Origin of the sequence: Streptomyces olivochromogenes (genome assembly GCF_001514115.1) — a bacterium.
Classification (GTDB): domain Bacteria; phylum Actinomycetota; class Actinomycetes; order Streptomycetales; family Streptomycetaceae; genus Streptomyces; species Streptomyces olivochromogenes.
In genome coordinates, this window is record NZ_KQ948452.1 from 132,903 (window position 1) to 158,124 (window position 25,222).

The window sequence follows — 25,222 nt, forward strand, 5'->3', positions numbered from 1 at the left end:
GGAGTGGCTCACCTCTGATGCCCATCGAGGGTGGCAGAGCGGCACGGTCGTGTGACCTGCTCAGCTCCGCGTGATCCTGCTGAGTTCGCAGAGAGTTCGGTGGTAGTCCAGGTGTGCTTCGTCTATGGGATGACCGTTGCGCTGACGAAGCCGTCCCACTGATTCATCCCCGTGCGTGTGCCTCACGACGCCGTCGACATCGACGTAGATTTCGAGCCCGTCGAAGAGCACGTGGTGATTGGGGCACAGGCAGAGCAGGTTCGGCAGCTCGTCCGGACCGTCGTGAGGCGTTCCGAGACCCCGTATGTGAGCGGCCTCGCTGTACGGTCTGCGCTTGTACTGCAGGCGTGTCTCGCAGATCTGGCAGGCGTGGCTGTGCAACTCCTTGACCCGCGCGGCGATCGCGGCGTCGCGAACAAGCTGTGAGGAGGTGCGCGTCCGTCGTGCGGCTGGACCGGTCGCACGTTCGGTCGCGGCGGCACCCTCTTGGCCGTCAGAGTCCTCGTCGACCAGGCCATCAGCCGTGGCGTATCCGGCGAGGCCTACCCGATCTAGCAACTCACGCTGGTCGACACCGTCGAAGTACGTGCTGCACAGCTTGATCACGGCCTGCAGGCGGATAAGGGGGTCCCTCAGCAGCTCAGCGCTTGTGTGGGTCAGGCCGGCGACGGGCTGGTGCGTGTCGAGGGCGCCTGTTCCAGGGGCAGTACCGGCGTCACGCTCCATCCCGTGCACCTCCCAGAGGTCGCTGCCACGCAGGTGCCAGAAGGGGTACTCGGGGGTGACTTTGGAACCGGGGAGTCCGAACTCGGCGAGGAGCGGACTCACCTCCGTCCGGAAGAGGGCCCACGGTGTCAGGCGTGGCCTGTCCGCGGAAATCCGGGATATCGCCCACAGCAGGGCCAATGGCTGGTGGCGGCTGGGCGTTTTGCTTCCTGGTTGACGATGAGTGCGGAGGGAGCCGAGCCGCTCCAGCAGACCCTCCGCGGTGAGCTGGTCAGCTGTGGCTGAAGGCGGCGTCAGCGGTGACGGAACCTCCGGCCTGCTCTTCGCCGGTAGGAGTGGGAGAACGCTGCGGTAGCTCTCGGGGGACCGCAGAGTAAGGCTCCGCAGAGGTGCTCGAACCTTCATCCGGCGCAGCACGGGCGCTGCGAGGACAGGAGTGGGAAATTCCTCGACGTCACCCAGCGCCATGATGTGTTCCCAAGTGGCGTTGTCACTGTCGGCTCCCCAGACCCTCCGTGCCACAGGCGAGCTGGTGAACAGGTCGAGAATGCGTGCGCGAGCGAAGAAATGGTTCGCCGTGTAGAAATACACATCGTCACCGACGCGACGATCTCGCAGTGCCCGCACTTTTTCGTTGTTGGCTTCTGCGGTGGGAGTGGCACCCCACAATCGAGCGATTCCGTCTGGATACAGGGCATTCAGTGTGGTCGCCTGGTCCCCGAGCACATCCTGGATGTCCGAGATCCGGATGCCCTGGTGTACCGACTTGGCGAAGTTCTGTGCCCCTCGAAGCCGAGCCCCGCCGCGAGGCTGGAGGAGTATCTGTGGCTCTGCCTGCTGTGGGCGGTCCGCAGCGGTGCTTCCGTCCTCCACGGTGAAGCCGAGTGCTCGCAGACGCTGTGCCACTGTGCGTGCACCTCCGCTGAAGTCGTCGGCCGACAGCAGAGCTCCGACTGAGTACAGATGAGCTACGCCGGCTATGGCCTTCGAGTCGTAGTTGTCTCCGTCTACGACCAAGACGTATGTCAATGCCCTGCCGAAGCCGTAGCGGCGGCGGAACGTTTCGCGTCCCAAGCCCTGACACTCCGCGACTGCAGCCAGCACGCCTGCGCGCGTGATATCCCCAAGTCCCATGTCGAGGACATTAGTAGGTAGGTATGACAAGTGCCGCCGTGTGCCTGCCTGTTGCCTCGTTGCTGGCCGCCTGTGCCCTCACCTGTTGCGCATGGGGGTGCAAGCGCAAGGATCTGCTGCGACTGGCGCGGTAAGTTTGCTCGGCCAGAAGCGGAACGTTGAGCGACCTGGTGCTTCTTTGCTTCCTGCTTCATGCGACGTGTTCCCGATGACGCATCACGTGGACGGCTCGTGATCCATGAACGGCCACCAAAGGGCTCCTGCCCCGCCCATACACGGGCGACAGGGTGTCACCGAACCGCTGGCGAATCGGAGCTCGACAGACTGGAGGGACAGTCCGGAGTCACCACCGATCCTGGAACGGTTCAGTGTCCCTGTCGGCCTCGCGCACAGCGATGGCCGGATCTGAGCCGGAGTAGTCCGGCAGGCGCGCATCCAGGAGTTGCGTCCGAGTACCGAGAGCGATGCATGGATGTCAGCCCGTCCCACGACCAGCACACCAGTCGGAATACATGAACTAGTGGGCCAGGAAAGGGAGTTCGATCGTAGGATGTGCCGCGATTGATCCCCTCCCCGGTTGAAGGACGTACACGACTCATGAGCGACCCTGTGACGACGCCCGAGCCGGCGGAGCAGCAGAAGATCGATACGTCGGTGCCGCACTCCGCCCGTATCTGGAACTACTGGCTCGGCGGCAAGGACAACTACCCCGTCGACGAGGCGGCCGGTGACGCGTACACCGAGGTGTTTCCCGGGATCGTCACCATCGCTCGCTCCAGCCGTGGCTTCCTGCGTCGCAACATCGCGTATCTCGTCTCCGAGGCGGGTATCCGGCAGTTCCTGGACGTCGGCACCGGCCTTCCGACCGCGCAGAACACCCACGAGGTCGCCCAGGGGCTCGCTCCCGAGGCACGGATCGTCTACGTCGACAACGATCCGATGGTGCTCGCCCACGCCCGCGCCCTGCTGTACTCCACGGAGGAGGGCGAGACCGCCTACATAGACGCCAACGTGACGGACACAGACCGCATTCTTGAAGTCGCCGCCAAGACGCTGGACTTCGGTCGTCCCACCGCGCTCATCCTCAGCAACATCCTGGGCCATGTCGCCGACTACGATCAGGCCCGTTCCATCGTCACCCGGCTGATGGAAGCCCTGCCCTCGGGCAGTTACCTCTCCATCAACGACGGGTCGCGCGGCATCGACCCGGTCTTCGAGCAGGCCCAGGACGCCTACAACAACAGCGGCGCCGTTCCGTACAACCTGCGCTCCGTTGATGAGATCACCGCGTTCTTCGACGGTCTGGAGCTTGTCGAGCCCGGTGTCGTCTCGGTGACGGAGTGGCGTCCGGAGCCCGGTTCGGGCGTCCCGGAGGTCATCGCCGAGCACGGTGGACTTGCGCGTAAGCCGTAACGACGTAAGCCGTAACGACAGGAGTGGTGCGGTCAGGCCGACGGTACCGGGTCGGCCGTGCCGGAGGCGGTGGCCGATGCGGTCGATGTCGAGCGCACCTCACGCGATGCCCAGGCCGAGATGGAACGGCAGGAAGAACAGCACCAGGCGGCGGCGCACGCGGAACACGCTGTGGTCTCACGGGGCAGTTGGTGCCGGAAGGGCCCCTGCGCCGCAATGGGCTACCCACTGCGCACAACCTTCCGGAAGGCCGCCGGTCTGAACAGACACACACCTACGCGAGCTACCGGGGGGTAGTCATGCGACGGATAGGTACTGCACTGGCCGCGATGATGCTGGCGGGCGGCGGCCTGTTGGCCGGCACGGTTCCGGCGGTGGCCGCGCCGACGGCCGTGGACTGTGCCGTGACGTGGGGAAGCCTGGACAAGACCGGTGACTCCGTTGCCTCCAGGCGACTGACCGACGTGAGGACCGGACAACACGACTGCTTCGACCGCCTGGTCTTCGACGCCCAGGGCACGGCGGCCGACCCCATCGGCTACACCGTCCGCTACGTCGACGTACTGCACCAGGACCCGAGCGACGTCGTGGTTCCGATCAAGGGCGGAGCCATTCTGGAGATCTCGCTGTTCTCCCCGCGCTACGACCCGGCGACCGGACAGCCCTACCCGCCGCTTCCGTCCGTCGACGTCACCGGGTACCGGACCTTCCGGGAGTTCAAGTTCACAGGTGGCTCCGAGGGCTACACCCAGGCCGGACTGGGCGTCCGAGCCCGGCTGCCGTTCCGGGTCTTCCAGACGGCCAACCATCTCGTGGTGGACGTGGCGCACACCTGGTGATCCCGTACGGCCGGGGGTGCGCCCGCCTCTTGTCGAGCGGCACGTCGAATACGTCGATGCCCGCGCCTACGCCGACCAGGCCGGGCAGGCGGTGTCCGCGATCGGGGCGCTCGCCGGAGTGGCTCACCCTCGCCGAACAGGCCCGTGCAGTGCACGCCATCTGCAGCGCCTCTGGTCACGCGAAACGTCCGCACAGTCCAGAGGCCGCATCCACGAATCGCGCAGCCGTTCCTGGCGTGCAACCCGCCTCGTCTGCCCTCCAGCCCCCGGAAGGGGCAGATGTCAGAGCGCGTCGACCCCGCTCACCCTCCAGCCGTCGGACGTAAGGGCCACCGTCATCCGCACCCGGTTCAGGTCCACGCGGGAGCCCGAGACCTGGGTGCTCGTGGTCACCTGGTTGACGAAGAGGAGGACCACGGCCCGGTCGGCCGAGGCCGAGATCACGGAGGCCGCCGGGGAGCCGCCGATGGGCTGCGCCACCGTGGCCTTCACCACCCCGTGGTACTTCCTGGCCGTCGGCCCGACCACCGTCGTGGTGGTCTTCCGGTACTCGTCGCTGAAGTGCCCGGTGAGCAGGGCGCGGGCCGCGGCGAAGTCGCGGTCCAGGTGCCTGTAGTCGTACGACAGCACGACCGGCGCCGCCTGGCGTGCGGCCGCGAGTGCCTGACCGCGCGCCTGTTCGGCCCGCACGCCCTCCCGGTAGCGCCACCCGAGAACGGTGGCCGCGACCAGGCCCGCCAGGAGCAGGACACACAGGGCGGCGGTGAGCAGCCGCCGCCGACCGTGCCGCGTAGCCGTACCGGGGCCGGGCTCGCCCCCCTCCCGCGGTGGGTCCACCTCGAAGCACTTCGGCGAGGGCTCGGGCGGGTCGTCCCAGCCGTCCTCATCGGGGGCCTCGATGAGCACGGTGCGGCCGGCGGTCGGTGCCTCGGGCCGTCCCGGGACCTCCTCGTCAGTGGACGCCGGGTCCGGTTCGAGGTGGCCGCGCTCCGCGCGCTTGGCCGCCGCGCGGGCGGCCGCGGTCATGGTGTGCCGGGTGCCGGATCCGGAACCGGAGCCGCGGCTTCGGGTGGTCGTCTTCGCCACGGTCTTACTCCTCATGTCCTCATGGGTCGTATGGCGGGGAGGGCGCGGTCAGCCGACGAACTCGACGTCGGAGGTCAGCCAGCGGCCGTTTCGGTGCACCAGGTCGAGCTGTAGGCGGTAGGTGCGCGCCTCGCCCTTGGGGGCGGCGGTGTTGGTCACCTTGCTGTCGGCGACCACCAGGGCGCGGGCCGAGTGCTCGTCGGAGCGGACGATGCCCGCGTCGAGGACCTGGCCCTCGGACACGGACTCGTTCGCGGCGACGAGCTTGGTCAACTGCTCGGTCTGCGCGGCGAACTGCTTCTTGAAGTCGCCGGTGGCGCCCCGGAGGACGTTCGCGCTGTCCCGGTCGTAGTGCCGGTAGTCGAGCGAGGTGAAGTTCAGCGCCGACTGGCGGGCCGCGGCCAGGATGTCCTGGCGCCGCTGCGCCCTGTCGTGCTGGTCGTAGAGCCCAAGGACCAGCCAGATCGTCAGCGCCGTCGTGAGGACGGTCGCCACGGCGAGCGCCACCGACCACACCCTGCCCGACCACGCTCCGCTCGGCAGGGTCTTGCCCGACACGGTCACGCTCATGGTCCTGTTCATGGTCCCGCTCATGCCATCGGCCCTACTAGCAGCCATTGCCACGACTCCTTTCCGAACACCGCCTGTTGGCCGCCCGTCGAGCCGATCTCGACGGGCCTTCCGTCCGGGCCGGTCGCGGTGCCGGTCTCCGGGTCGTAAGGCGTGATGTACGGCGTCACGTACGCCGTTTGGTCCGCGCCGCCGGAAGTGGTCGACGCGCCGGGGGCGTTCTGCGCGCCCCGCACCGACGTCTTGCTTCCGCGCGGGGCCGTGCAACGCGCGTCGGTGTTCGCCTCGCGCGTGCTGGTCTCCGAGGGGTCGCGCCGCGTTGTCCCGTATCCCTGGGTGCACGGCGGCGGGTCGTCGGCGTTCACCACCAGGCCGAAGTGGGTGGTGCCGTCGCCCGGGACGACCGTGTAGCTGCCCGCGACCAGTGCCGGGAAGGTGACCAGAGACTGCTCCACGCCGGGCAGGTTGGCCAGCGTTACCTGGCCGCCGCTGATCAGATTGGCCAGCAGGACCGACAGTCGCGGTGAGATGTTCTTCAGCAGCGAGTTCACCTGCTGCGCGGCCGGTGTCGCGTTGCCGATCAGCTTGCGCAGGTCTCCGTCGCTCGACTTCAGCTGTGCCGTGAGAGCCGCCAGGTCGTGCGCGAACGACTTGATGGACGAGCCCTGGTCGGACTGCGTCTTGAGGACCTTTCGCGAGTCCTCGATCAGCGAGATCGTCTGGGGGAGTGACTCGGAGGCCGACTCCACGAGCGCGTTGCCCGAGTCCACCAGTCGGCTCAGATTCGGGCCGGTGCCCGAGAAGGCCTTGCCCAACTCGTCCACGGTGACTCGCAGATCGTCCTTGCCGACCGAGTTCACCAGCCGGTCCAGGCTCAGGACCAGGTCCGTCGTGGGCAGTGGCACGCGCGTGCTGCCGCGCGGGATGGCGCTGCCGTCGAGGAGGTATGGGCCATGCGAAGTACGTGGCTGTAGATCTACGTATTGCTCGCCCACCGCCGAACGGTTCGCCACCACGGCGAGGGTGTCCGCCGGGATACGTGGCGTGCCGTCCTTGATGTCGAGAGCGACCGAGACGCCGTCGGAGCCGGTCAGGCTCAGCGCGCCGACGCGGCCCACCGGCACCCCGCGGTAGGTGACCTCGGCGCCGGGGAAGATGCCCCCGGAGTCGGCGAAGTCCGCTCGCACGGTGTAGCCGCGGCCCAGGACGTCGTCCACCAGGCCCGTGTACTCGGCGCCGACGTACGACACCCCGACGGCGGTGATGGTGGCGAAGGCGAGCAACTGGGCCTTGACCGTACGGGTGATCACGGCTGAACCCCCTTCAGCATCAGCTCCGCGAGCGCGAGGTTGATCCCCTCGGGCAGCCCGCGTTGGGTGGTGTAGCTGCTGGTGCACACCGGCGGGCACAGCGGCCCGCCCCCGCCCGACGGGGCCGACGGGCCCGACGGCACCGAGGGGGACGACGGCAGGCTCGGTGTGCTCGGCAGCGCCGTGGGCGTCGGCACGCTCGGCAGATCGGGCATATCGGGCAGATCGGGCAGATCGGGCAGATCGGGGAGATCGGGGGGATCCGGTAGGTCGGGAGTGTCGGGCTTCTGGGAATCGCCGTTGCCCCGGCCGGAGTTGCCGCCCGTCACGTTCCCGTAGATGCCGGCCAGGTCCAGATCCGCGGTGATGTCGAGGTTGACGTAGTCCCCCTTGACGGCGTCCACCGCGTTGCGCGGGAACGGGTAAGTGGTCAGCAGCTCCAGGGAGTTGGGCAGATCATCGCCCGCCTTGTTCAGCTGCTGCAGGACCGGCCGCAGCTGTTCGAGGTTCGCGACCGTGTCGTCGTGCGAGGCGTTGACCACCTTGGTGCCCGTCTTGCCCAGCTTCGACAGGGCGGTGAGCATCCTCGTCAGATCGCGGCGCTGGTCGGCCAGGACCTTCAGCGCGGGTGGCATCGTGTCGACGGCCTGGGCGATCGTCTTCTTCTCCTTGCCGAGCCGCCCCGCGAGCCGGTCGACGGCCTCGAGGGCGTGGACGATGTCCTTCCGCTGGTCGTCCAGGCCGCCGATGAAGGTGTTGAGCTCCTTGAGCAGCGATCTGACCCGGTTCTCCCGGCCGTCCAGGGCCTTGTTCAGCTCCACGGTGATCGTCTTGAGCTGGGCCACCCCGCCGCCGTTGAGCAGCGCGGAGAGCGCGGACAGCACCTCCTCGATCTCCGGGTTGCGGCCGCTGCGGGACAACGGGACGCGGTCGCCGTCGCCGAGCCGGCCCATGGGGGCCGTGCCGGTCGGGGCGGAGAGCGCGACGTACTTCTCGCCGAGCATGCTGGTCTGCCGCAGCTCGGCGACCGCGTTGGCGGGCAGCTTCACCGAGTCGGCGACCCGCAGCCGTACCCGCGCGTGCCAGCCGTCCAGTTCGACCTTCTCGACCGCGCCCACGGTGACGTTGTTGACCTTCACCGCCGACTGCGGCACCAGGTCGAGGACGTCGCGGAACTCGACGGTGACGTGGTACGCGTGGCCGTCGGCGGCGGCTCCGCCGGGCAGCTGGACGTCGTACCAGCCGTTGAACTCGCAGCCGGACAGCAGCAGCGAGCCGACCGCGGCCCACGCGACCGCCCCGACCTTGCGCAGTGCGCTCATGCGCTCGCCCCCAGAATTCCGCCGAGCGTCCGGTCGACCGTTCCCGTCACCGCGGAGCCCTGAGGCGCCTTCGGCAGGGAGTCGAAGAGGTCTTTGAGCTCCTTGCAGTCGGGGTTCTTGCCACCTTCGTCGCCGGTCGTCTTCAGTACGGAGCACAGCAGCGAGGCCGGATCCTGTGCCTGCTGAGCGTTGTTGCGGGTGTCGAGGGTGCCCGAGGACGGGTTGTAGGCGTTGTTCAGGTTCGACAGACCCGTGGGAGCGACCTCCAACAGCTCGGCCAGCGCGGCCCGTTGGGTGACGAGCACCTTGGTCACCTTGCTGAGGCCCCGCACGTTCGAGGTCAGCGACTTCTTGTTCTTCTTCACGAAGGCGGACACGTCGCCGAGCGCCGGCCCCAGGTTCTTGATTGCGTCCGCGAGGTCCTTGCGCTCGCCCGCGAGCTGTCCGGCGACCTCGGCGAGGCTGGTGTTGAAGGACCGCACGCTCTTGTCGTCGGCGGCCAGCGCAGCCGTGAACACCTGCAGGTGCCGCACCGTGCCGAACAGGTCCGTGCGGCCGTCGGACAGCGTGGTGACGGCCTTCGAGAGGTCCTCGACCGTCTGGTTGAGGTTCTCGCCCTGGCCGTCGAGGTTGTCCGCGCTCACCCCGAGCAGCCGCGACAGCGAGCCGTCCTTGTTGGCGCCCTGGGGACCGAGCGCGTCGGCCGTCGTGTGCAGGCTGTCGAAGACGCGGTCCAGTTCGACCGGTACGGCCGTCCGCGTCTCGGGGATGACGGCGCCGTTCCGCAGGACCGGGCCCTTTCGGTACACCGGCAGCAGTTGTACATAACGGTCGCTGACCACCGAGGAGTTGATGACGGCGGCCTTGGCGTCCGCCGGCACCTTGCGGCCTTCGTCGTACTTCAGCTCCACCCGCACCCGGTCGCCCTCCGGCGTGATCTTCTCGACCTCGCCGATGCGGACGCCGAGGACGCGGACGTCCGAGCCGGGGTAGATGCCGACGGTGCGCGGGAAGTACGCGGTGACGTGTACGGACTCGGAGCGCGGCCACAGCACGTAGGTGAGCGCGGCGACGAGGGCGAGTGCGGTGACCACGGCCACGCGCCTCTTCAGGTTCTTCACTGGGCGCCTCCCGTGCGCGGCACCACTGGAGCGGCGACCAGGTTCTGGACGTAGCTGTCGAACCAGCGGCCGTTGCCGAGGGCGTTGCTGAAGACCCGGACGTAGGGCGCGAGCAGCTTGACGCTCCGGTCGAGGCTGGATTGGTTCCGTTCGAGCATCCGCACCACGGTGTTCAGGCCCTTGAGCGCGGGCCCGATCTCCTTGTCGTTGTCCTCGACCAGGCCGGAGAGCTCGATGCCGAGCGCGGCGGAGGTCTTCAGTAGCTTGTGGATCGCCTTGCGCCGCTTGCTGATCTCCTTGAACAGCTGATCGCCGTCCTTGACCAGCGCGGTGAAGTCCTCGGAGTGCTCGGCCAGTACGCCCGTGACACCGTTGGCGTGGTCGAGGAGTTCGCCCAGCGCCTTGTCGCGCGAGGCGACCGTCCGGGAGATCTTCGACAGGCCCTTGATGGATGCCCGTACCTCGGCGGGCGAGTCCTGGAACGTGGTGGAGATGGTGTCCAGGGCCTTCGCCAACTGGTCGGTGTCGACCTTCTCCGTCGTGGTGGTGAGATCGCTGAACGCCTGCACGACGTCGTACGCCGGAACCGTCCTCTTCAGCGGTATCTCGCTGCCGGGCCTCAGCTGTCCCGGTCCCTTGGGATGCAGCGCGAGGTACTTCGCGCCGAGGATCGTCTTGACCCGGATCGAGGCACCGGTCTCGGTGCCGAACCCCGGATCGCCCTTGATCTCGAAGGTGACCTTGACGTGGTCACCGTCCAGATCGACGTCCTCGACCTTGCCGACCTTGACGCCGGCGATCCGCACCTCGTCGCCGGGCTTGAGGCCGCCCGCCTCAGAGAAGGCCGCGCTGTACGTCTCGCCGCCGCCGATCAGCGGCAGGCTGTCGGCGTTGAACGCGGCCACGGTCAGCAGCGCGAGGAAGGTGAGACCGACAGCTCCGATCACCACAGGGTTTCGCTCACGGAACGGGGTGAGGCGCGGACGGCGGATCCGTGGAAGCCGTATCCGAGGCGGGTCGATGCGGACTTTCACCAGGGGTTCGGGGCGGCGGGGGCGGGGTGCCCGGCGCGGCAGGAGCCGTATCTTCGGGAGCTTCGGCGGGTCGATACGGACCTTGACCAGCGGCTCCGGGCGGCGCTTACGGGTCCCGCGCGGAAGGAAGTGCTTTGTCATGCGCCGCACCTCGCCCTCGCTACGTGCAGCTCGGGAGTGAGCACCTGCTTCGTCTTCGGGAGCACGATCCGGCCGTCGAAGTCGCAGAGGTAGAAGTTGAACCACGAGCCGTAGGACGCCGTCCCCGTCAGTGCGTTGAGCTTGTTCGGCAGCCGCTTCAGGACGCCCTCCACGGTGTTCTCGTTCTTGTTCAGCGTTCCGGTGAGATCGGTCAGCTCGGCGATGTCGTCCTTCAGGGGCGGACGCGCGTCCTTGAGCAGCCCCGAGGTGGCGTCCGTCAGATCGCCGATCCCCACCAGGGACTGCCCGATGGGCTTGCGGTCGGCGGACAGTCCCGAGATCACCCGACGCAGCTGCTTGAGCAGCCCGGAGAAACGGGCGCCGCGCTTGTCCAGCGTCTCCAGCACGGTGTTCAGGTTGTCGATCACCGAGCCGATCAGCCTGTCGCGGCCGGCCAGCGTCGTGGTGAGCGAAGCCGTGTGCGCGAGCAGGCTGTTGACGGTGCCGCCCTCGCCCTGGAGGGTCCGGATGATCTCGGTGGCGAGCTGGTTGACGTCCTGCGGGCTGAGCGCCGCGAACAGTGGCTTGAAGCCGTTCAGCAGCGCGTTGAGGTCCAGCGCGGGCTGGGTGCGCGACAGCGGGATCGTGGCGCCGGGCTTCAGCCGGGTGCCGTCTCCCGCGCCCTCGGTCAGGGCGACGTAACGCTGTCCGACCAGGTTCCGGTAGCGGATGACCGCGCCGGTGCTGTTCAGCAGCGGCCGGTCCTCACCGACAGTGAAGGTGACCTCCGCCAGCGTCCGGTCCTTGATCCGGAGGCCCTCGACCTGGCCGACCCGCACCCCGGCCACCCGGATGTCGTCGCCCTTCTCCAGGCCCGTCACGTCGCTGAACACCGCGTGGTACGTGTGCTCGGGGGTGAAGGAGATGTTGACGATGGTGGCGGCGAGCAGGGCCGTCGCCAGGATCGTCACCAGGGCGAAGAGGCTGAACTTGATCAGCGGGGCGGTGGCCTGCCGGGCTCCTGACGTCCTCGTGGACCTCGTAGTCCTCGCGGTCTTCATGATCCTCGTGATCCTCATGCGACGCTCACCGCCGTCCCGCGCGCCATCGGTCCGAACAGCAGCGTCGCGACCGGCGGTACCTCGTCGGTGGGCACGCCCATGACGGGCGCGACGAGCGAGCCGACGGCGCGCTGTTCGGCCCGGGTGGCGGAGACGCCGCCCGGAACGGGCGAACTGCCCTTCGCCGAACCGTCATTGAGGTGGACCCCGGGCGCGGGCACCGGCGGATGGGGCAGGTCGCGGCAGTTGGGCCCCGACCGATCGTCGTAGCGCGGATACTCGCCGGGTTCGTACGCCCCCTGCTGGCGGACGACTTCGAGCGTGATGTGCATCTTGCCGCCCCGGAAAGCCTGCTCGGATGCCTGCTCCTCGCGCACCAGGCCGGCAAAGAGGCACGGGTACTCGGGTGAGTAGTGGGCGAAGAGGTCGAGCGTGGGGCGGGAGACCCGGCCCAGGGTGATCAGCCGGTCGCCGTTCGCGTCGAGGAAGTCGTCCGCGGTGCCCGCGGCAGTGGCCGTCGTGGTGAGCGCGGACGCGAGCCGGTCCCGCTGCTCGACCAGGGTGCGGCTGGTGGTGACGGTGTTGCGCAGGATCTCCATCAGGTCGGGAGCCGCGTCGCCGTACACCTCGGCGACATCGGCCAGCCGCGCGAAGTCCTCGGTGAGGGACGGCAGGTGCGGATTGAGCCGGTGCAGATAGCCCTCCACGCGCGTGAGGTTGTCGCCGATCCGGTCGCCGCGCCCCTCGAGGGCGGTGGCGAACGCGGAGAGCGTGGCGTTGAGCTTGCCGGGCTGCACGGTCCGCAGCAGCGGCAGCAGGTCGTTCATCAGCTGCTGGAGCTCTATGCCGACGCGGGTGCGGTCCTGGGTGATGACATCCCCGGCGCGGATGGGCCGAGCTGATGAATGCGCAGAGCGCGCGGGCGCGACCAGGTCGACGTACTTCTCGCCGAACAGGGTCTTGGGCAGCAGGCGTGCGTGCACGTCGGACGGGATGGACGCGACGTACTCCGGCTTGAGCGCGATGTCGAGCGTCGCCTTCGTCCCGTCGGCGTGGACCGCGCGCACCTCGCCGACCAGCAGCCCGCGCAGCTTGACGTCGGCGCGGGGATCGAGCTGGTTGCCGATGCTGTCGGCCTCCAGCTCGATCCGTACGGCCGGGGTGAACACCTGCTGGTAGACGGCGACGGACAGGGACAGCAGCAGCGCGAGCACGGCGAGGAACACGACGCCGTACAACCGCAGTCTCAGCACTCTCATACGGCTCACCCCGCAATCCGTACGGTCGTGTTGGCGCCCCAGATCGCGAGCGACAGGAAGAAGTCCAGGACGTTGATCGCGACGATCGAGGTGCGCACGGCACGGCCCACGGCCACGCCGACGCCCGCCGGGCCGCCGCTCGCGTAGTAGCCGTAGAAGCAGTGCACCAGGATGATCAGGACGGCGAAGACGAGCACCTTCCCGAAGGACCACAGCACGTCGGCCGGCGGCAGGTACTGCTGGAAGTAGTGGTCGTAGGTGCCCGCCGACTGCCCGTAGTAGCCGGTGGTGATGGTGCGGGCGGCAAAGTACGAGGACAGCAGCCCGACCACGTACAGCGGGATCACCGCCACGAAACCGGCGATCATCCGGGTGGTCACCAGGAACGGCAGCGAGGGCACGCCCATGACTTCCAGGGCGTCCGTCTCCTCGCTGATCCGCATCGCGCCCAGCTGCGCCGTGAACCCGGCACCCACCGTCGCGGACAGGGCGAGCCCCGCCACCAGTGGCGCGATCTCCCGGGTGTTGAAGTACGCCGAGAGGAACGCCACGAAGTTCGAGGTGCCGAGCTGGTTGAGCGCGGCGTAGCCCTGGAGGCCCACCTCCGTGCCGGTGAAGAACGACAGGAAGGCGATGACGCCGACCGTGCCGCCCACGACGGCGAGGGCGCCGCGTCCGAAGCTCACCTCGGCGAGCAGCCGCAGGATCTCCTTCTTGTAGCGGCGTACGGTGCGGCCCGTCCACGCCAACGAGCGGCCGTAGAAGGACAGCTGGCTGCCCAGTTCCTCCAGACGATTCAGCAGCGCCATGACTCAGCCCCTCTGCGGAACGACTTGGAAGTACACGGCGGTCATCACGAAGTTCGTCACGAACAGCAACATGAAGGTGATCACCACCGACTGGTTCACCGCGTCGCCCACGCCCTTCGGGCCGCCCTTCGCGTTGAGTCCCTTGTACGAGGCGACGATCGCGGCGATCGCGCCGAACACCAGCGCCTTGATCTCCGCCGCCCACAGGTCGGAGAGCTGGGCGAGCGTGGTGAAGGAAGCGAGATACGCGCCCGGCGTGCCGTTCTGCAGGACGACGTTGAAGAAGTAGCCGCCCGCGACGCCCACCACCGACACCAGGCCGTTGAGCAGCACCGCCACCACCATCGACGCCAGGACCCGCGGGACGACCAGCCGGTGGATGGGGTCGATGCCCAGCACCTGCATCGCGTCGATCTCCTCGCGGATCTTCCGCGCCCCGAGATCCGCGCAGATCGCCGTGCCGCCGGCGCCCGCGATCAGCAGCGCTGTGACGATCGGCGAGGCCTCCCGCAGCACCGCGAGGACCGAGGCGGCCCCGGAGAAGGACTGGGCGCCGAGTTGCCGGGTCAGGCTGCCGATCTGCAGCGCGATGACCGCGCCGAAGGGGATGGACACCAGGGCCGTCGGCAGGATGGTGACGCTCGCGACGAACCAGGCCTGCTGGATGAACTCCCGCGCCTGGAACGGCCGTCGGGGCATGGTCCGGACGACGTCCAGCGCCATCGCGAAGAGGTTCCCCGAGTGCCTCAGCGCCCCGGTGGGTGACAGCCTCATGCGCCGGTCACCGCCTTCCGGTGCAGCTCGGCCTCGCGCCTCGCGATCGCCTCCCAGCGGGGCGGACGGGCGATGCCGGGGCCCGGCATCAGGCGCGGCGTCATGTCGTTGCCGACGTGGCGGGGTTTGCGGTCCGCGTCGCCGAGCCGCGCCAGCTCCTGCTCGACCTGCGCGGCGTCCTTCTCCTCCGCCATCCCGATCGGCCCCTGCATCCGGCCGTTCAGAAACTGTCGTACGACGGGCTCGTCGCTGGTCAGCAGCTCCTCACGGGGCCCGAACATGACCAGCTCACGGCGGAACAACAGCCCGATGTTGTCCGGCACCTGGCGGGCCGAGGCGATGTCGTGCGTGACGATCAGGAACGTCGCGTTGATCTGCGCGTTGAGGTCGACGATGAGTTGGTTGAGGTACGCGACGCGCACCGGGTCGAGGCCCGAGTCCGGTTCGTCGAACAGGATGATCTCCGGATCGAGGACCAGCGCTCGTGCCAGCCCGGCCCGTTTGCGCATCCCACCGGAGATCTCGCCGGGCAGCTTCCCCTCCGAACCGATCAGCCCGACCATGTCCATCTTGTCCAGCACGATGCGCCGGATCTGGCTCTCGGACTTGCGGGTGTGCTCGCGCAGCGGGAAGGCGATGTTGTCGTACAGGCTCATCGAGCCGAACAGCGCGCCGTCCTGGAACAGCACCCCGAACAGCTTCCGCACCTCGTACAGCTCGTGCTCGCGCAGCTTGGTGATGTCCCGGCCCGCGACCTTCACGGAACCCCGGTCCGGCTTCAGCAGTCCGACGAGCGTCTTGAGGAACACCGACTTGCCCGTGCCCGAGGGGCCGAGCATGACCGAGACCTCCCCGGCGGGCAGCGTCAGTGAGACGTCCTGCCAGATGACCTGGTGACCGAAGGACTTGGTCAGCCCTTCCACACAGATCTCGACACCCATCCGGTCCACCCTTCGGCCGTGGAGCAGCTCCGACATCTGCTCTACGGGGAGGGGCTGGGCGTCCGTCGCGACGGAGGCGGATTTTTTTCGGGGTCTTGCGGCCGGGTTTCCGGCGGCTCGACGGCCGCGCTTTTCCGCTGGTTCTACGGCAGTCCTTTTTCCGGCGGTTCTGCGGCAGCTTCAGGCGGTTCTACGACAGCTTTCCGGCGGTTCTACGGCAGCGCGGTCGGGGTCGGTACGTCGAGCGGGGCGGAGGACGTGGCGGGAGCCTCCGGGAGGGCCGGAGGCGTCGTCGGGACCGTGTACGTGGCCGGCAGATCGGGGAGTCCGGGCACGCTCGGCAGGTCGGACACGCCGGGGACGTCGGGGACGGACGGCACTGGCGACAGCGAGGCGTCCGGCAGCGGTGGCACCGACAGAGGCAGCAACGACCGGTCGTCATCGCCGGGCGGCACCGTCGGCGTCGCCGCGTGGGACGCCGAGGCGGCCGACAGATCACGGGCGTTCGGTGCGGCCACCGGGCCGACGCCGTCGGGCCGGACGGTCTGCGTGGTCGCCTGGGCCATGCGGGACACGGAGGGTCGGGGAGCCGTGCCCTGCCTGTCCCCGTCGTGGACGTACGGCAACACGAACCCCGCCACCACCAGGGTCGCGGCCGTCGAGGTCACCGCCACGGCCTGCGCGTGTCCGCCCGCGCGCAGCTTGCCGCGCCCCCACAGGAACAGGACGAGGCCCAGCGTTCCGGCCAGCGAGTTGCGCAGCGTGCGCCGGGCCCGGGCGAGCAGCGACTCGACGGTGCGATAGCTCAGCCCCATGCGCACGGCGACCTGTCCGACGTCGAGGCCCTCGGACTTCAGCCGGAGCGCCTCGGCCTGGCGCGCGGGCAGCTCCCCGCTGCGCACGGCCAGCCACCTGGCCTCGGCCCGGTCGCACACCGCCTCCTCGACGGGCACCGGACCCGGCGCGGCGAGCGTGGGGCTGCGGTGTACCTCGGCCTCACGGTTGACCTGGCGATACCGATCGACGCACAGCCGCATGGTCACGGTCGTCAGCCAGCCGCCGAGGCGCTCGTCGTCCAGGTCGGGGCGCTCCGCGGCGCGGAGCATGGCCTCGTGCACCGCGTCCTCGGCGTCCTCCGGGCTCATCGACCTGCGCCGGGCCACCTTGAGCAGTTGCTCGCGGTGGCTCCACATGCGCTGCCAACGGTCGTGGGCCGCCTGTATCTCCGCAGGCATGTCCGGCATGTCCGTCGCCATGAGGGCCCCTTTGCGCTCACCCGCCGGTCCTGTGCCGTCCGGCGGGTGGTGACATTACCGCCCGGTAGTCGCGGTTGTGGAGGGGGCGGAGGCCGTCGAGTCCCCGCTGTTACTGGTCAGCGGACCGCCGCTGGGCAGCAGGTCGTCGCCGGGCAGTTCGATGTCCGTGACGGGCGAGGGGAGTTGGGGCTTCTCCGGCGGAGTGGCTCCGCCCGCCGGACGGGACGTGCCGGGGGTCGGCGAGGGACGTGCGGACGGTGTCGGGGAGGGGACGGCGCTCGGACGGGCGGACGGTGTCGGCGAGGGCTTCGGCGTGGACGGTGGCCGCGACGGCTCCGGGTGCGCCGAAGCCCTCGCGGAGCTGTCCGGCACCACCCGGTACCCATCCAGGAAGTACGCGTACCAGGCCCTGACCGTGCGCAGATACGTCTCCGAGTGGTTGTAGCCGAGGACCGCCCGGTCCAGCTCGGCCGGGTCGGAGAGGTCTCGTCCGCCCGCACACAGGTAGTGCCCGGCGGCGAGCGCCGCGTCGAAGACGTTGTCCGGGTCGGCCCGCCCGTCGCCGTTGCCGTCCGTGCCCCAGCGGGCCCAGGTCGACGGGATGAACTGCATCGGTCCGACCGCCCGGTCGTAGGCCGCGTCCCCGTCGTACGCGCCGCCGTCGGTGTCCCGCATGACGGCGAAGGCGCCGCCGTCCAGCCGCGGCCCGAGGATGGGCGCCACGGTCGTACCGTCCGCTGTCACCCGACCGCCGCGCGCCTGACCGGACTCCACCTGGCCGATCGCGGCCAGCAACTGCCACCGCAGCCGGCAGCCGGGCGCGGTGCGTGCGAGTTCCGTCTCGGCGTGCCGGTAGGCGGCGAACACGCTCGCCGGCAGCGCGGCACCCGCCGCCGACGCCTCGCCCCTGCGTTCCCGGGTCCGCAGCGGCGGGAGGTCGGTGCGGTACCGGGTGTCGCCCGACACGCTCGGCCCCTGCTCGGCGGGCGCCTGCCGTGGGGGTACGGGGGCCCGTGCCGGGACCGCCCCCGGCGCCTGTGACGCGGTCAGCGCCGCCATGGCCGCCGCCGCGATCGCCGTACCCCTGGCGCCTCTGACTCTGTGCCCTGCCACGTCGCGTTCCCCTCCCTGTGAGCTGATGTCGTCTGCTCTACGGGGCGGGGCGGCGGGTCCGTCGCGCGGAGCGGGCCGATTTCGGGAAACGGGGTCCGCACGCGCGTCCGTCAAGATCTCCCCGGGCGGCCGGGGCGGTGCGGTCTCGAGGACCCGGCGGACGCGTGGCCGACGCGAGGGCTTCGCGGTGTCAGGCCAGTGTTTGCGCGGGCCGGCCGAGGACTTGACCCCTGCAAGCCGCACCGAGCCCGGCTTGCTCGATGAGCTCCTCGGCCGCGCGTCCTTGATCGCGGATCCGCCCTTCCCTAATGACGCCTTCCGTAATCAGTTTGCTGCCTCTGGTGCAGCCCCGGTTGAGGGCTGAGCGGGGGATGCGGAAGCAGTGAGCACAGGGCGTGGAAGACCGATCTCCGCCCACACGACCTTGCCGGACGGCGGCCATGGCTCAGTGCCCCACCGGGCCGTCAGCGCGTCGACGAGGAGCAGCGGGCTCTGACGCACCACTAGGGGCTTCGAATCAACAGTTCATAGCTGGCTCCGTATGCACGGCAGGTCAGCCGCGTACCAACAGTTGGGGCGCACCTTGTCTGTCCGTCGCGTGGCAGGATCGCGGTTACGGCTTCCGGAGCCGTGTGCGCAGTTCCACGCCAACCAGCCAATTGCTCCGCTCGCAGAGAGCTCGTGCTCCTTCCTATCTTTGAGCTGACGGGACATCAAGTACGTAACCTGGGCAGGGTGGATAGAGCTAGGCGCAGCCTCACCGAGGCGAACCTCAAGGCGATGGCAGGTCCTCGTTCCTTCGAGCGCGGGCTCGGGTATCTCGATGCGGTGTCCGGGGTTGAGGTCGGTGACGGCTGGGTCAGCGCGACCGTCCACGGTACGGAGCGGTACGAGGTGGAGCTGGCCTTGGACGGGCCCGGCGGGTTCGGCGGCGAGTGTGACTGTCCGTACGGACTGGAGGGCAACTTCTGCAAGCATCTGGTCGCTCTCGGTCTGACCGTGATTGCTCAGTCGGAGAGCCTGCCGCGGCAGCGCGAGGCGGCCCGGACCCGTGTGCGGGACCTTGACGTCTGGCTGTCCGGCCTCTCCAAGGACGAGTTGCTTGCCCTGGTGCGGGAACAGATCGACGCGGACCGGCAGTTGCGGCGTCGGCTGGAGCTGCGGGCCGTGAGTGCGCGCGGGGACCTCGCCGCGGTCCGGGAGCGCATCCGTGAGTTGTTCGACATCGGCCCGTTCGCGCAGTACGGGTACGTCGAGTACGGCGATGCCCGCGCCTACGCCGACCAGGCCGGGCAGGCGGTGTCCGCGATCGGGGCGCTCAGCGGCTCGGGGCGGGCCGCCGACGCGATCACCCTGGCGCGGGAGGCGATGCGGCTGCTGGCCGAGGCGGTGGAGAGCGTCGACGACTCCGACGGAGGGCTCGGGCAGGTCGGCGCGGCCCTCGCCGACGCCCATCTCGACGCGTGCCGTGTGGCGCGCCCCGACCCGGAGGAGTTGGCCCGCTGGCTGGTCGGCCATGTGCTCGGCGACTTCGACGGCATCACCGATATCGATCCGCTCGACTACGCGGATGTCCTCGGCGCAGGAGGGATGAGCGTCCTGCGAGAGCTGGCGACCCGGGCGTGGCGGCGCAAGCGCACCGGCTGGGCGGAGAAGTACCTCATGGAGCGCCTGGCCAAGGCGGGAGGCGATGTCGACGCGGTGATCGCCGTGCACGCGGCCGACCTCGCGGCGAACGGCCACACGCATCTGGTCATCGCCCGCGAGCTGGACACGGCAGGACGCTCCGACGAGGCGCTGCTCTGGGCGGAACGCGGCGTCCGGGAAGCCCGGGACCTCGGCGCCGTCGACACCGCCCTCGTCGACGATCTCTGTGGGCGTTACGCGCAGGCGGCCCGGCTCCCCGACGCCGTCAGCCTGCGCCGCGACCACTTCGGCGCCCGGCGCTCCCTGCTCGCTTACCAGCAACTGCGCGCCGCCGCACGGGCCGTTGACTGCTGGCAGGCCGAACGCGTGGGCGCGCTGGCGTTGTTGCGCGAGGATGCGGGGCGGCGGCACGGGGGTTGGTACGGCGGGCCCGTCCTGGTTGACGCTCTGCTCGACGACAAGGATGTCGAGGCCGCCTGGCAGGCCGCCATCGAAGCCGATGCTCATGACCGGCAGTGGCTCACACTCGCCGACCAGGCCTGCGCAGCCCGTCCCGCCGACGCGCTCGGCGTTTACCTGCGCCTGGCCGAGCCGCTCACGCTGCAGACCGGCAACGCGGTTTACGAGCAGCTCGTCAGCATGCTGCTCGGCATGCGCGACTGCCACCGCCGTCTGGGCACACCGGACGAGTTCAGCGCGTATGTCGCCGCCCTGCGCACCACCCAGAAACGCAAGCGGAACCTCATGCGCCTGATGGAACAACACGGTCTGTGAGCAGGGGCGGCGGCAGCCGCACGCCCCAGCTCACCCATCAGACCCTGGGTGGCTTCAGCCCGAGGTGCCCCGCCCTGCCTCCTGGCCCCCCGCCGCCCAGGACGCGAGGAAGCGCAGGCCCTCATGCGTGGGCGTGTCGGGGGTGGCGGTCCAGATGATGAGTTGTTGGTCGGGGTCGGTGCTGGCGGTGAGGGTGTCCCATTCGAGGACGAGGGTGCCGGCGATCGGATGGTTGAGGGTCTTGGTGCCGGTGGTGCGCGCGGCCACGTGGTGGGCGGACCACCAGCGGCGGAAGTCGGGGTCCTGCTCGGAGAGGTCGTTCACGAGGGTGGTGAGGCGGGGGGAGCCGGCGTTGTGGGCGGCCTCCATGCGGAGTTGGGCGACCGTCGTGCGGGCCGTGGTCTCCCAGTCCGCGTACAGCTTGCGCATGGCGGGGGAGAAGACCATTCGGGCGTAGTTGCGTTCCTCGGCAGGGATCTGGGCGAAGTCGCCTATCAGGGCGGCGGCCAGGGGGTTCCACGCCAGTACGTCCATCTGGCGGCCCAGGACCATGGCGGGGATGGAGACGAGGTCGTCGAGCAGCCGCCGTAACTGCGGCTGGACCTTCTGCACGCCTTGCGGGCGCGGGCGGGCGGGCTCTTTGCCGGCCAGCTCGAACACGTACGCGCGCTGGTCCTCGTCCAGGTCCAGGACGCGGGTGATGGCGTCCAGGACGGGCTCGGACGCCTGGATGCGGCCCTGTTCCAGGCGCGTGTAGTGGTCGGTGCTGATCGCGGCCAGCATGGCCACTTCCTCCCGGCGCAGGCCCGGCACCCGCCGGACGGTCCCGCCGGGCAGCCCCACGGAACGGGGGGTGAGCTCCGCGCGCCGGGCCCTGAGGAATTCGCCCAGTTCGGTGGATGCGTTGCGCGTCATGGCCCCTATTTTCGCAACTTTCGCAGGAACCCGGGCGGCGACCCCGGAGGGAGCGTCAGGAGCGGTGTTCGGAGAGTGCGTGTGTCGCCGTGGTCAGGAAGTCGTTCAGGTGTCCGTCGCGGCGGCTCTCGAGTACGGCGAGGCAGATCTCGGTCAGTGGGGCGTCGGTCACCGGGCGGTTCACGAGGTCGGGGCGTGCGTACGAGCGGGCGACACTGCGCGGCAGCAGTGCGATGCCGCGCCCGGCCGCGACGAGTTCGAGTTTCTCCTCGACCGTCGCGGTGCGGCGCGCCTGGAAGTCCAGGATCGTCTCGCCTTCGAGGGCGGCCAGGGTCAGTCGGCGGCGGGACGCCAGGGGGTGGGTGGTGGGGAGGCATACGACCTTCGGTTCGCTGCCCACCGGGATGGTGTGGATCCCCTCCGCGTCGAAGGGGTGGCGCAGGAAGCCGACGTCGGCCCGGCCGTCCCGGAGCGCCTCGCTCTTCTCGTACCAGTTCAGGTGGAGCAGTTCGATCTCGACGTCGGGGTGGGACCGGGCGAACGCGCGGACCGCGGGGGAGACGCTCAGACCGGGGGCGAAGCCGACGACCAGACGGTCCTCGCGGGCGGCGCCGTGCACCCGGCGGGTGGCGGCCTGCGCGGCGGCGAGTACGCCCGGCGCGTCTTCGTAGAGTTGCCGGCCGGCCGGGGTCAGACGCACGCTGCGGGTCGTACGTACCAGCAGCACGCAGCCCAACTCCTGTTCCAGCGCACGGATCTGACGGCTCAGTACGGGCTGTGCGATGTGCAGTTGTGCGGCGGCGCGGCCGAAGTGCTCGTGCTGCGCGACGGCCGCGAAGTACCGCAGTTTGCGCAGGTCCAGATCCATGCCCTGAGGGTATCAATGTGCCCGAAGAGGTATTGGACGCGTGATGTGCGGCGCGCGCAGAGTGACCGGGTGTGGTGTTCGGGCAGCCCGTTCGCCGTTCCTCAGGAGGTTCCTTTTCGTGATCGTCATTACTGCGCCCACCGGGCAGATCGGCCGCCAGGTCCTCGACATCGTCCTGGGTGACGTTCTCGACGGCGGGGAGTCGGTTCGCGTGATCGCGCGCGATCCCTCCCGGCTCGCGCCGCGGGTACGTGAGCGGGTCGAGGTCGTGGTCGGCTCGCACGGCGACCCCGACGTCGTCGACGCGGCGTTCGCCGGAGCGGACAGCGTCTTCTGGCTGGCGCCGCCGAACCCGCGGGCCGCGCGGGTCGAGGACGTCTATGTGGACTTCAGCAGGCCCGCTTGCGACGCCTTCAAGAGGCAGGGGGTTCGACGGGTCGTGGGGATCTCGGCACTGGGGCGCGGGGTGCCAGGGAACGCCGGGCTGGTGTCGGCGTCCCTGGCGATGGACGACCTGATCGCGGGTACGGGGGTGGGCTACCGGGCGCTGACTTTGCCCTCGTTCATGGACAACATGCTGCGCCAGGTCGAGGCGATCACGAGCCAGGGCGTGTTCTTCCAGCCCGTCGCCGGGGACCTCAAGGCGCCGACCTGTGCCACCCGCGACATCGCCGCCGTGGCCGCCGGGCTGCTGCTCGACCACTCCTGGAGCGGGCAGGACGAGGTCCCGGTGCTCGGGCCCGAGGACCTGTCCTTCGAGGACATGGCCCGGATCATGTCCGAGGTGCTGGGGAGGCCGGTGCGGTTCCAGTACGTCCCCGTCGAGTCGTTCAGGGACACACTGACGCGGCGGGGGATGTCCGAGGCGATGGCGCAGGGCATGGCGGACATGATGACGGCCAAGGACCGTGGCCTCGACAACGCCGAACCGCGCACCCCCGCGGCCACCACTCCCACCACGTTCCGCCAGTGGTGCGAGGAGATCCTCAAGCCGGTTGTTCTCGCCTGACGGCCGCGACGCACGAGGGCCGCGACGCGCGGGGGCCGCGACGCGCGGGGGCCGCGACGCACGAGGGCCGCGACGCGCGGGGGCCGCGACGCACGAGGGCCGGACGGCGGCCCCGAGTCCTCGCGCGCGCCGTCCGGCCCTGCTGCGTCCGGCGGTCAGACCTCGCGTACCTCCTCCAGGCGTACGGGCCGGTGCTCGGCCAGCGAAAGGGCGCAGGCCTCGGCGATCCAGCCGGCCTCGATGGCGTCGGCGACCGTGCACGGCGAGGTGGCGCGGCCCGCGACGACCTCCGTGAAGGCGGTGAGTTCGGCGCGGTAGGCGGGGGCGAACCGGTCCATGAAGAAGTCGTGCGGCGGGCCCGCCGGGAAGGTGGCGCCGGGCTCGACGGAACGCAGCGGCAGCTTGTCCTCCAGGCCCACGGCGATGCTGTCGCGCATGCCGTGCAGTTCCAGGCGGACGTCGTAACCCCGCGCGTTGTGGCGGGAGTTGGAGACCAGGGCGATGGTGCCGTCGTCGAGGGTGAGGATCGCGGAGGCGGTGTCGACGTCACCCGCCTCGGCGATGTACTCGGCACCCCGGTTGCCACCGGCCGCGTACACCTCGACCACCTCGCGGCCCGTGACCCAGCGCACGATGTCGAAGTCGTGCACGCTGCAGTCGCGGAAGATGCCCCCGGAGACCGCGACGTACGCGGCGGGCGGCGGCGCCGGGTCCAGCGTGGTGGACCGTACGGTGTGCAGCTTGCCGAGTTCGCCGCTCACCACGGCCTTGCGGGCGGCCGCACAGCCCGCGTCGAAACGCCGGTTGTAGCCGATCTGCACCTCGACACCGCTGTCCCGGACGCTTTCCAGCACGTCGAGGCTCTCCTCGACGGTCCGCGCCACCGGCTTCTCGCAGAACACCGGGATGCCCGCCTTGACCGCGGCGAGGATGAGCGCGGGGTGCGCGTCGGTGGCGGCCGCGATGACGATGCCGTCGACCCCGGCGGCGAGCACCGCCTCGGGGGAGTCCACCGCCGTCGCCCCGAACCGCTCCACCGCCGCCGCGGTGGCCGCCGCCACAGGGTCGCTGACGACCAGGGTGTCCACCGCGTCGAGCCCGGCGAGGGTCGCCGCGTGGAAGGCGCCGATCCGGCCCAGTCCCAGGATGCCGATACGCATGAGATTGCTCCTAAAGCCAGTGAGGGTGTGCCCGCCGAGAGGGGGAGGCGAGAGGGGAGGGGAGGAAGGGAGAGGCGAGAGGGGAGGGGAGGGGAGGGGGGGAGGGAACGAGGGGGTGTGCGGTGAGGGGCAGGGGATCAGTCGAGTCCGCCGAAGACGATCTGGTCCCAGTCGATGACCGAGCCCGTGACCACACCACTGCGGTCGGAGAGCAGGAAGACGACGAAGTCGGCGATCTCGTCGACCTGGCCCAGCTTGCCCATCGGCTGGGTCTTCGCCGCCTTCTCCCGCCAGTCGTCGCCCGCGCCGTGGAAGGTGCGCTGGGTCTCCTCCTCGCCCTCGGTGTCCGTCCAGCCGATGTTGAGGCCGTTGATCCGGACCCGGTCCCAGCGGTGCGCGTGGGCGGCGTTGCGGGTGAGGCCCATGAGCCCGGCCTTGGCGGCGACGTACGGGGCGAGGAAGGACTGCCCGCCGTGGGCCGAGGACGTGATGATGTTGACGACGGTGCCCGGCGCCCCGCGGTCCACCAGGTGCTGGACGGCGGCCTGCATCGCGAAGAACGGCGCCCGCAGATTGATCGCCACGTGCGCGTCGAACAGTTCCGGCGTGGTGTCCAGGAGCGTGCCGCGTGACGTCAGTCCGGCCGCGTTCACCAGGCAGTCGATCCGCCCGTGGGCGGCCACGACCTGCTCGACACTGCCACGCGCCTGCGCGGGATCGGTCAGATCGGCCCGTACGAACGTGGCACCGGTCTGAGCGGCGAACTTCTCGCCGAGCTCGGTGCGGCGCCCGGTGAAGGCGACCGTGGCACCCTCGCGCAGCGCCGCGCGCACGATGCCCGCGCCGACGCCCTGGCTGCCGCCGTTGACGAGGACGACCTTGTCCTCGAGCAGTTGGTTCATGAGTGTGCTGCCGCCTTCCGGCGCGGTGACATTTCTGC

General features: G+C 69.7%; 22 protein-coding genes. 4 read left to right on the top strand and 18 right to left on the bottom strand.

All coding sequences use genetic code 11. The annotated features are described in order from the left end of the window. Positions 1 to 60: 60 nt before the first annotated feature. Positions 61 to 1,860, bottom strand: coding sequence for an HNH endonuclease (locus tag AQJ27_RS58525; RefSeq protein WP_235613455.1), 1,800 nt, complete (start codon positions 1,858 to 1,860; stop codon positions 61 to 63). 597 nt (positions 1,861 to 2,457) lie between these two features. Here AQJ27_RS58525 and AQJ27_RS06585 point away from each other — a divergent pair. Together AQJ27_RS06585 and AQJ27_RS06590 are read left to right on the top strand one after the other, a co-directional pair. Next, on the top strand, positions 2,458 to 3,273 hold the full coding sequence (locus tag AQJ27_RS06585) for an SAM-dependent methyltransferase (protein ID WP_067363196.1): 816 nt from the start codon (positions 2,458 to 2,460) through the stop codon (positions 3,271 to 3,273). 299 nt (positions 3,274 to 3,572) lie between these two features. Next, positions 3,573 to 4,112, top strand: coding sequence for an AMIN-like domain-containing (lipo)protein (locus tag AQJ27_RS06590; RefSeq protein ID WP_235613454.1), 540 nt, complete (start codon positions 3,573 to 3,575; stop codon positions 4,110 to 4,112). Between the two features lie 282 nt (positions 4,113 to 4,394). Here the strand turns inward: AQJ27_RS06590 and AQJ27_RS06595 are convergent, their stop codons facing one another. From AQJ27_RS06595 to AQJ27_RS06655, 13 genes are all read right to left on the bottom strand, one after another. After that, positions 4,395 to 5,198: a hypothetical protein gene (locus AQJ27_RS06595; protein ID WP_067363199.1), complete on the bottom strand. Its 804-nt coding sequence runs from the start codon at positions 5,196 to 5,198 to the stop codon at positions 4,395 to 4,397. 48 nt (positions 5,199 to 5,246) lie between these two features. Beyond that, the gene (locus AQJ27_RS06600; RefSeq protein ID WP_425275187.1) at positions 5,247 to 5,792 is read right to left on the bottom strand and encodes a hypothetical protein; all 546 of its coding nucleotides are present in this window, start codon (positions 5,790 to 5,792) and stop codon (positions 5,247 to 5,249) included. Continuing rightward, positions 5,789 to 7,078 carry an MCE family protein gene (locus AQJ27_RS06605; RefSeq protein WP_067363202.1) on the bottom strand — a complete coding sequence of 430 codons (1,290 nt, stop codon included), beginning with the start codon at positions 7,076 to 7,078 and terminating at the stop codon, positions 5,789 to 5,791. Before AQJ27_RS06605 ends, AQJ27_RS06600 begins: the two co-directional genes overlap by 4 nt. Further along, complete coding sequence (locus AQJ27_RS06610; protein WP_067363205.1) at positions 7,075 to 8,400, bottom strand: MCE family protein; 1,326 nt, start codon at positions 8,398 to 8,400, stop codon at positions 7,075 to 7,077. The genes AQJ27_RS06605 and AQJ27_RS06610 overlap by 4 nt, the downstream gene beginning before the upstream one ends. Further along, entirely contained in the window at positions 8,397 to 9,521 is a 1,125-nt protein-coding gene (locus AQJ27_RS06615; protein WP_235613453.1) for an MCE family protein, read from the bottom strand. The genes AQJ27_RS06610 and AQJ27_RS06615 overlap by 4 nt, the downstream gene beginning before the upstream one ends. Then, the gene (locus AQJ27_RS06620; RefSeq protein WP_235613452.1) at positions 9,518 to 10,696 is read right to left on the bottom strand and encodes an MCE family protein; all 1,179 of its coding nucleotides are present in this window, start codon (positions 10,694 to 10,696) and stop codon (positions 9,518 to 9,520) included. The genes AQJ27_RS06615 and AQJ27_RS06620 overlap by 4 nt, the downstream gene beginning before the upstream one ends. After that, entirely contained in the window at positions 10,693 to 11,757 is a 1,065-nt protein-coding gene (locus AQJ27_RS06625; protein ID WP_067364696.1) for an MCE family protein, read from the bottom strand. The genes AQJ27_RS06620 and AQJ27_RS06625 overlap by 4 nt, the downstream gene beginning before the upstream one ends. A gap of 14 nt (positions 11,758 to 11,771) precedes the next feature. Further along, positions 11,772 to 13,016, bottom strand: a complete 1,245-nt coding sequence (locus AQJ27_RS06630) for an MCE family protein (protein WP_067363208.1) — start codon at positions 13,014 to 13,016, stop codon at positions 11,772 to 11,774. A 5-nt stretch (positions 13,017 to 13,021) separates the two neighbouring features. Beyond that, a complete protein-coding gene (locus tag AQJ27_RS06635; protein ID WP_067363210.1) occupies positions 13,022 to 13,825 on the bottom strand; it encodes an MlaE family ABC transporter permease in 804 nt (267 codons plus the stop codon). Between the two features lie 3 nt (positions 13,826 to 13,828). Continuing rightward, entirely contained in the window at positions 13,829 to 14,599 is a 771-nt protein-coding gene (locus AQJ27_RS06640) for an MlaE family ABC transporter permease (RefSeq protein ID WP_060899959.1), read from the bottom strand. Then, positions 14,596 to 15,540 (bottom strand): ABC transporter ATP-binding protein, encoded by a 945-nt coding sequence (locus tag AQJ27_RS06645; RefSeq protein WP_067364685.1) that lies wholly within the window; start codon positions 15,538 to 15,540, stop codon positions 14,596 to 14,598. The genes AQJ27_RS06640 and AQJ27_RS06645 overlap by 4 nt, the downstream gene beginning before the upstream one ends. Before the next feature lie 212 nt (positions 15,541 to 15,752). Then, positions 15,753 to 16,796: a sigma-70 family RNA polymerase sigma factor gene (locus AQJ27_RS06650; RefSeq protein ID WP_067363212.1), complete on the bottom strand. Its 1,044-nt coding sequence runs from the start codon at positions 16,794 to 16,796 to the stop codon at positions 15,753 to 15,755. 54 nt (positions 16,797 to 16,850) lie between these two features. Continuing rightward, positions 16,851 to 17,909, bottom strand: a complete 1,059-nt coding sequence (locus AQJ27_RS06655; RefSeq protein WP_079064838.1) for a lytic transglycosylase domain-containing protein — start codon at positions 17,907 to 17,909, stop codon at positions 16,851 to 16,853. Between the two features lie 780 nt (positions 17,910 to 18,689). On the opposite strand from AQJ27_RS06655, the gene AQJ27_RS06660 reads away from it, so the two are divergent. Continuing rightward, positions 18,690 to 20,330, top strand: coding sequence for an SWIM zinc finger family protein (locus tag AQJ27_RS06660; RefSeq protein WP_067363218.1), 1,641 nt, complete (start codon positions 18,690 to 18,692; stop codon positions 20,328 to 20,330). 54 nt (positions 20,331 to 20,384) lie between these two features. Here AQJ27_RS06660 and AQJ27_RS06665 read toward each other — a convergent pair whose 3' ends face one another. Both AQJ27_RS06665 and AQJ27_RS06670 read right to left on the bottom strand, forming a co-directional pair. Then, on the bottom strand, positions 20,385 to 21,245 hold the full coding sequence (locus tag AQJ27_RS06665) for a helix-turn-helix transcriptional regulator (RefSeq protein WP_067363221.1): 861 nt from the start codon (positions 21,243 to 21,245) through the stop codon (positions 20,385 to 20,387). A 55-nt stretch (positions 21,246 to 21,300) separates the two neighbouring features. Beyond that, a complete protein-coding gene (locus tag AQJ27_RS06670) occupies positions 21,301 to 22,113 on the bottom strand; it encodes a LysR family transcriptional regulator (protein WP_067363224.1) in 813 nt (270 codons plus the stop codon). 118 nt (positions 22,114 to 22,231) lie between these two features. Between AQJ27_RS06670 and AQJ27_RS06675 the strand changes: the two genes are divergently transcribed. Further along, positions 22,232 to 23,122 carry an NmrA family NAD(P)-binding protein gene (locus AQJ27_RS06675; RefSeq protein WP_067363227.1) on the top strand — a complete coding sequence of 297 codons (891 nt, stop codon included), beginning with the start codon at positions 22,232 to 22,234 and terminating at the stop codon, positions 23,120 to 23,122. 155 nt (positions 23,123 to 23,277) lie between these two features. Here AQJ27_RS06675 and AQJ27_RS06680 read toward each other — a convergent pair whose 3' ends face one another. Then, positions 23,278 to 24,282 (bottom strand): Gfo/Idh/MocA family protein, encoded by a 1,005-nt coding sequence (locus tag AQJ27_RS06680; RefSeq protein WP_067363230.1) that lies wholly within the window; start codon positions 24,280 to 24,282, stop codon positions 23,278 to 23,280. A gap of 137 nt (positions 24,283 to 24,419) precedes the next feature. Further along, on the bottom strand, positions 24,420 to 25,184 hold the full coding sequence (locus AQJ27_RS06685) for an SDR family oxidoreductase (RefSeq protein ID WP_067363233.1): 765 nt from the start codon (positions 25,182 to 25,184) through the stop codon (positions 24,420 to 24,422). Positions 25,185 to 25,222 lie beyond the last annotated feature (38 nt).

Bases quoted from the DNA above. Each gene is read 5' to 3' on its own strand.
- AQJ27_RS58525 (WP_235613455.1), bottom strand. From the start codon at position 1,860: ATGGGACTTGGGGATATCACGCGCGCAGGCGTGCTGGCTGCAGTCGCG.
- AQJ27_RS06585 (WP_067363196.1), top strand. From the start codon at position 2,458: ATGAGCGACCCTGTGACGACGCCCGAGCCGGCGGAGCAGCAGAAGATC.
- AQJ27_RS06590 (WP_235613454.1), top strand. From the start codon at position 3,573: ATGCGACGGATAGGTACTGCACTGGCCGCGATGATGCTGGCGGGCGGC.
- AQJ27_RS06600 (WP_425275187.1), bottom strand. From the start codon at position 5,792: ATGAGCGGGACCATGAACAGGACCATGAGCGTGACCGTGTCGGGCAAG.
- AQJ27_RS06610 (WP_067363205.1), bottom strand. From the start codon at position 8,400: ATGAGCGCACTGCGCAAGGTCGGGGCGGTCGCGTGGGCCGCGGTCGGC.
- AQJ27_RS06620 (WP_235613452.1), bottom strand. From the start codon at position 10,696: ATGACAAAGCACTTCCTTCCGCGCGGGACCCGTAAGCGCCGCCCGGAG.
- AQJ27_RS06625 (WP_067364696.1), bottom strand. From the start codon at position 11,757: ATGAAGACCGCGAGGACTACGAGGTCCACGAGGACGTCAGGAGCCCGG.
- AQJ27_RS06630 (WP_067363208.1), bottom strand. From the start codon at position 13,016: ATGAGAGTGCTGAGACTGCGGTTGTACGGCGTCGTGTTCCTCGCCGTG.
- AQJ27_RS06635 (WP_067363210.1), bottom strand. From the start codon at position 13,825: ATGGCGCTGCTGAATCGTCTGGAGGAACTGGGCAGCCAGCTGTCCTTC.
- AQJ27_RS06640 (WP_060899959.1), bottom strand. From the start codon at position 14,599: ATGAGGCTGTCACCCACCGGGGCGCTGAGGCACTCGGGGAACCTCTTC.
- AQJ27_RS06645 (WP_067364685.1), bottom strand. From the start codon at position 15,540: ATGGGTGTCGAGATCTGTGTGGAAGGGCTGACCAAGTCCTTCGGTCAC.
- AQJ27_RS06650 (WP_067363212.1), bottom strand. From the start codon at position 16,796: ATGGCGACGGACATGCCGGACATGCCTGCGGAGATACAGGCGGCCCAC.
- AQJ27_RS06660 (WP_067363218.1), top strand. From the start codon at position 18,690: ATGGCAGGTCCTCGTTCCTTCGAGCGCGGGCTCGGGTATCTCGATGCG.
- AQJ27_RS06665 (WP_067363221.1), bottom strand. From the start codon at position 21,245: ATGACGCGCAACGCATCCACCGAACTGGGCGAATTCCTCAGGGCCCGG.
- AQJ27_RS06670 (WP_067363224.1), bottom strand. From the start codon at position 22,113: ATGGATCTGGACCTGCGCAAACTGCGGTACTTCGCGGCCGTCGCGCAG.
- AQJ27_RS06680 (WP_067363230.1), bottom strand. From the start codon at position 24,282: ATGCGTATCGGCATCCTGGGACTGGGCCGGATCGGCGCCTTCCACGCG.
- AQJ27_RS06685 (WP_067363233.1), bottom strand. From the start codon at position 25,184: ATGAACCAACTGCTCGAGGACAAGGTCGTCCTCGTCAACGGCGGCAGC.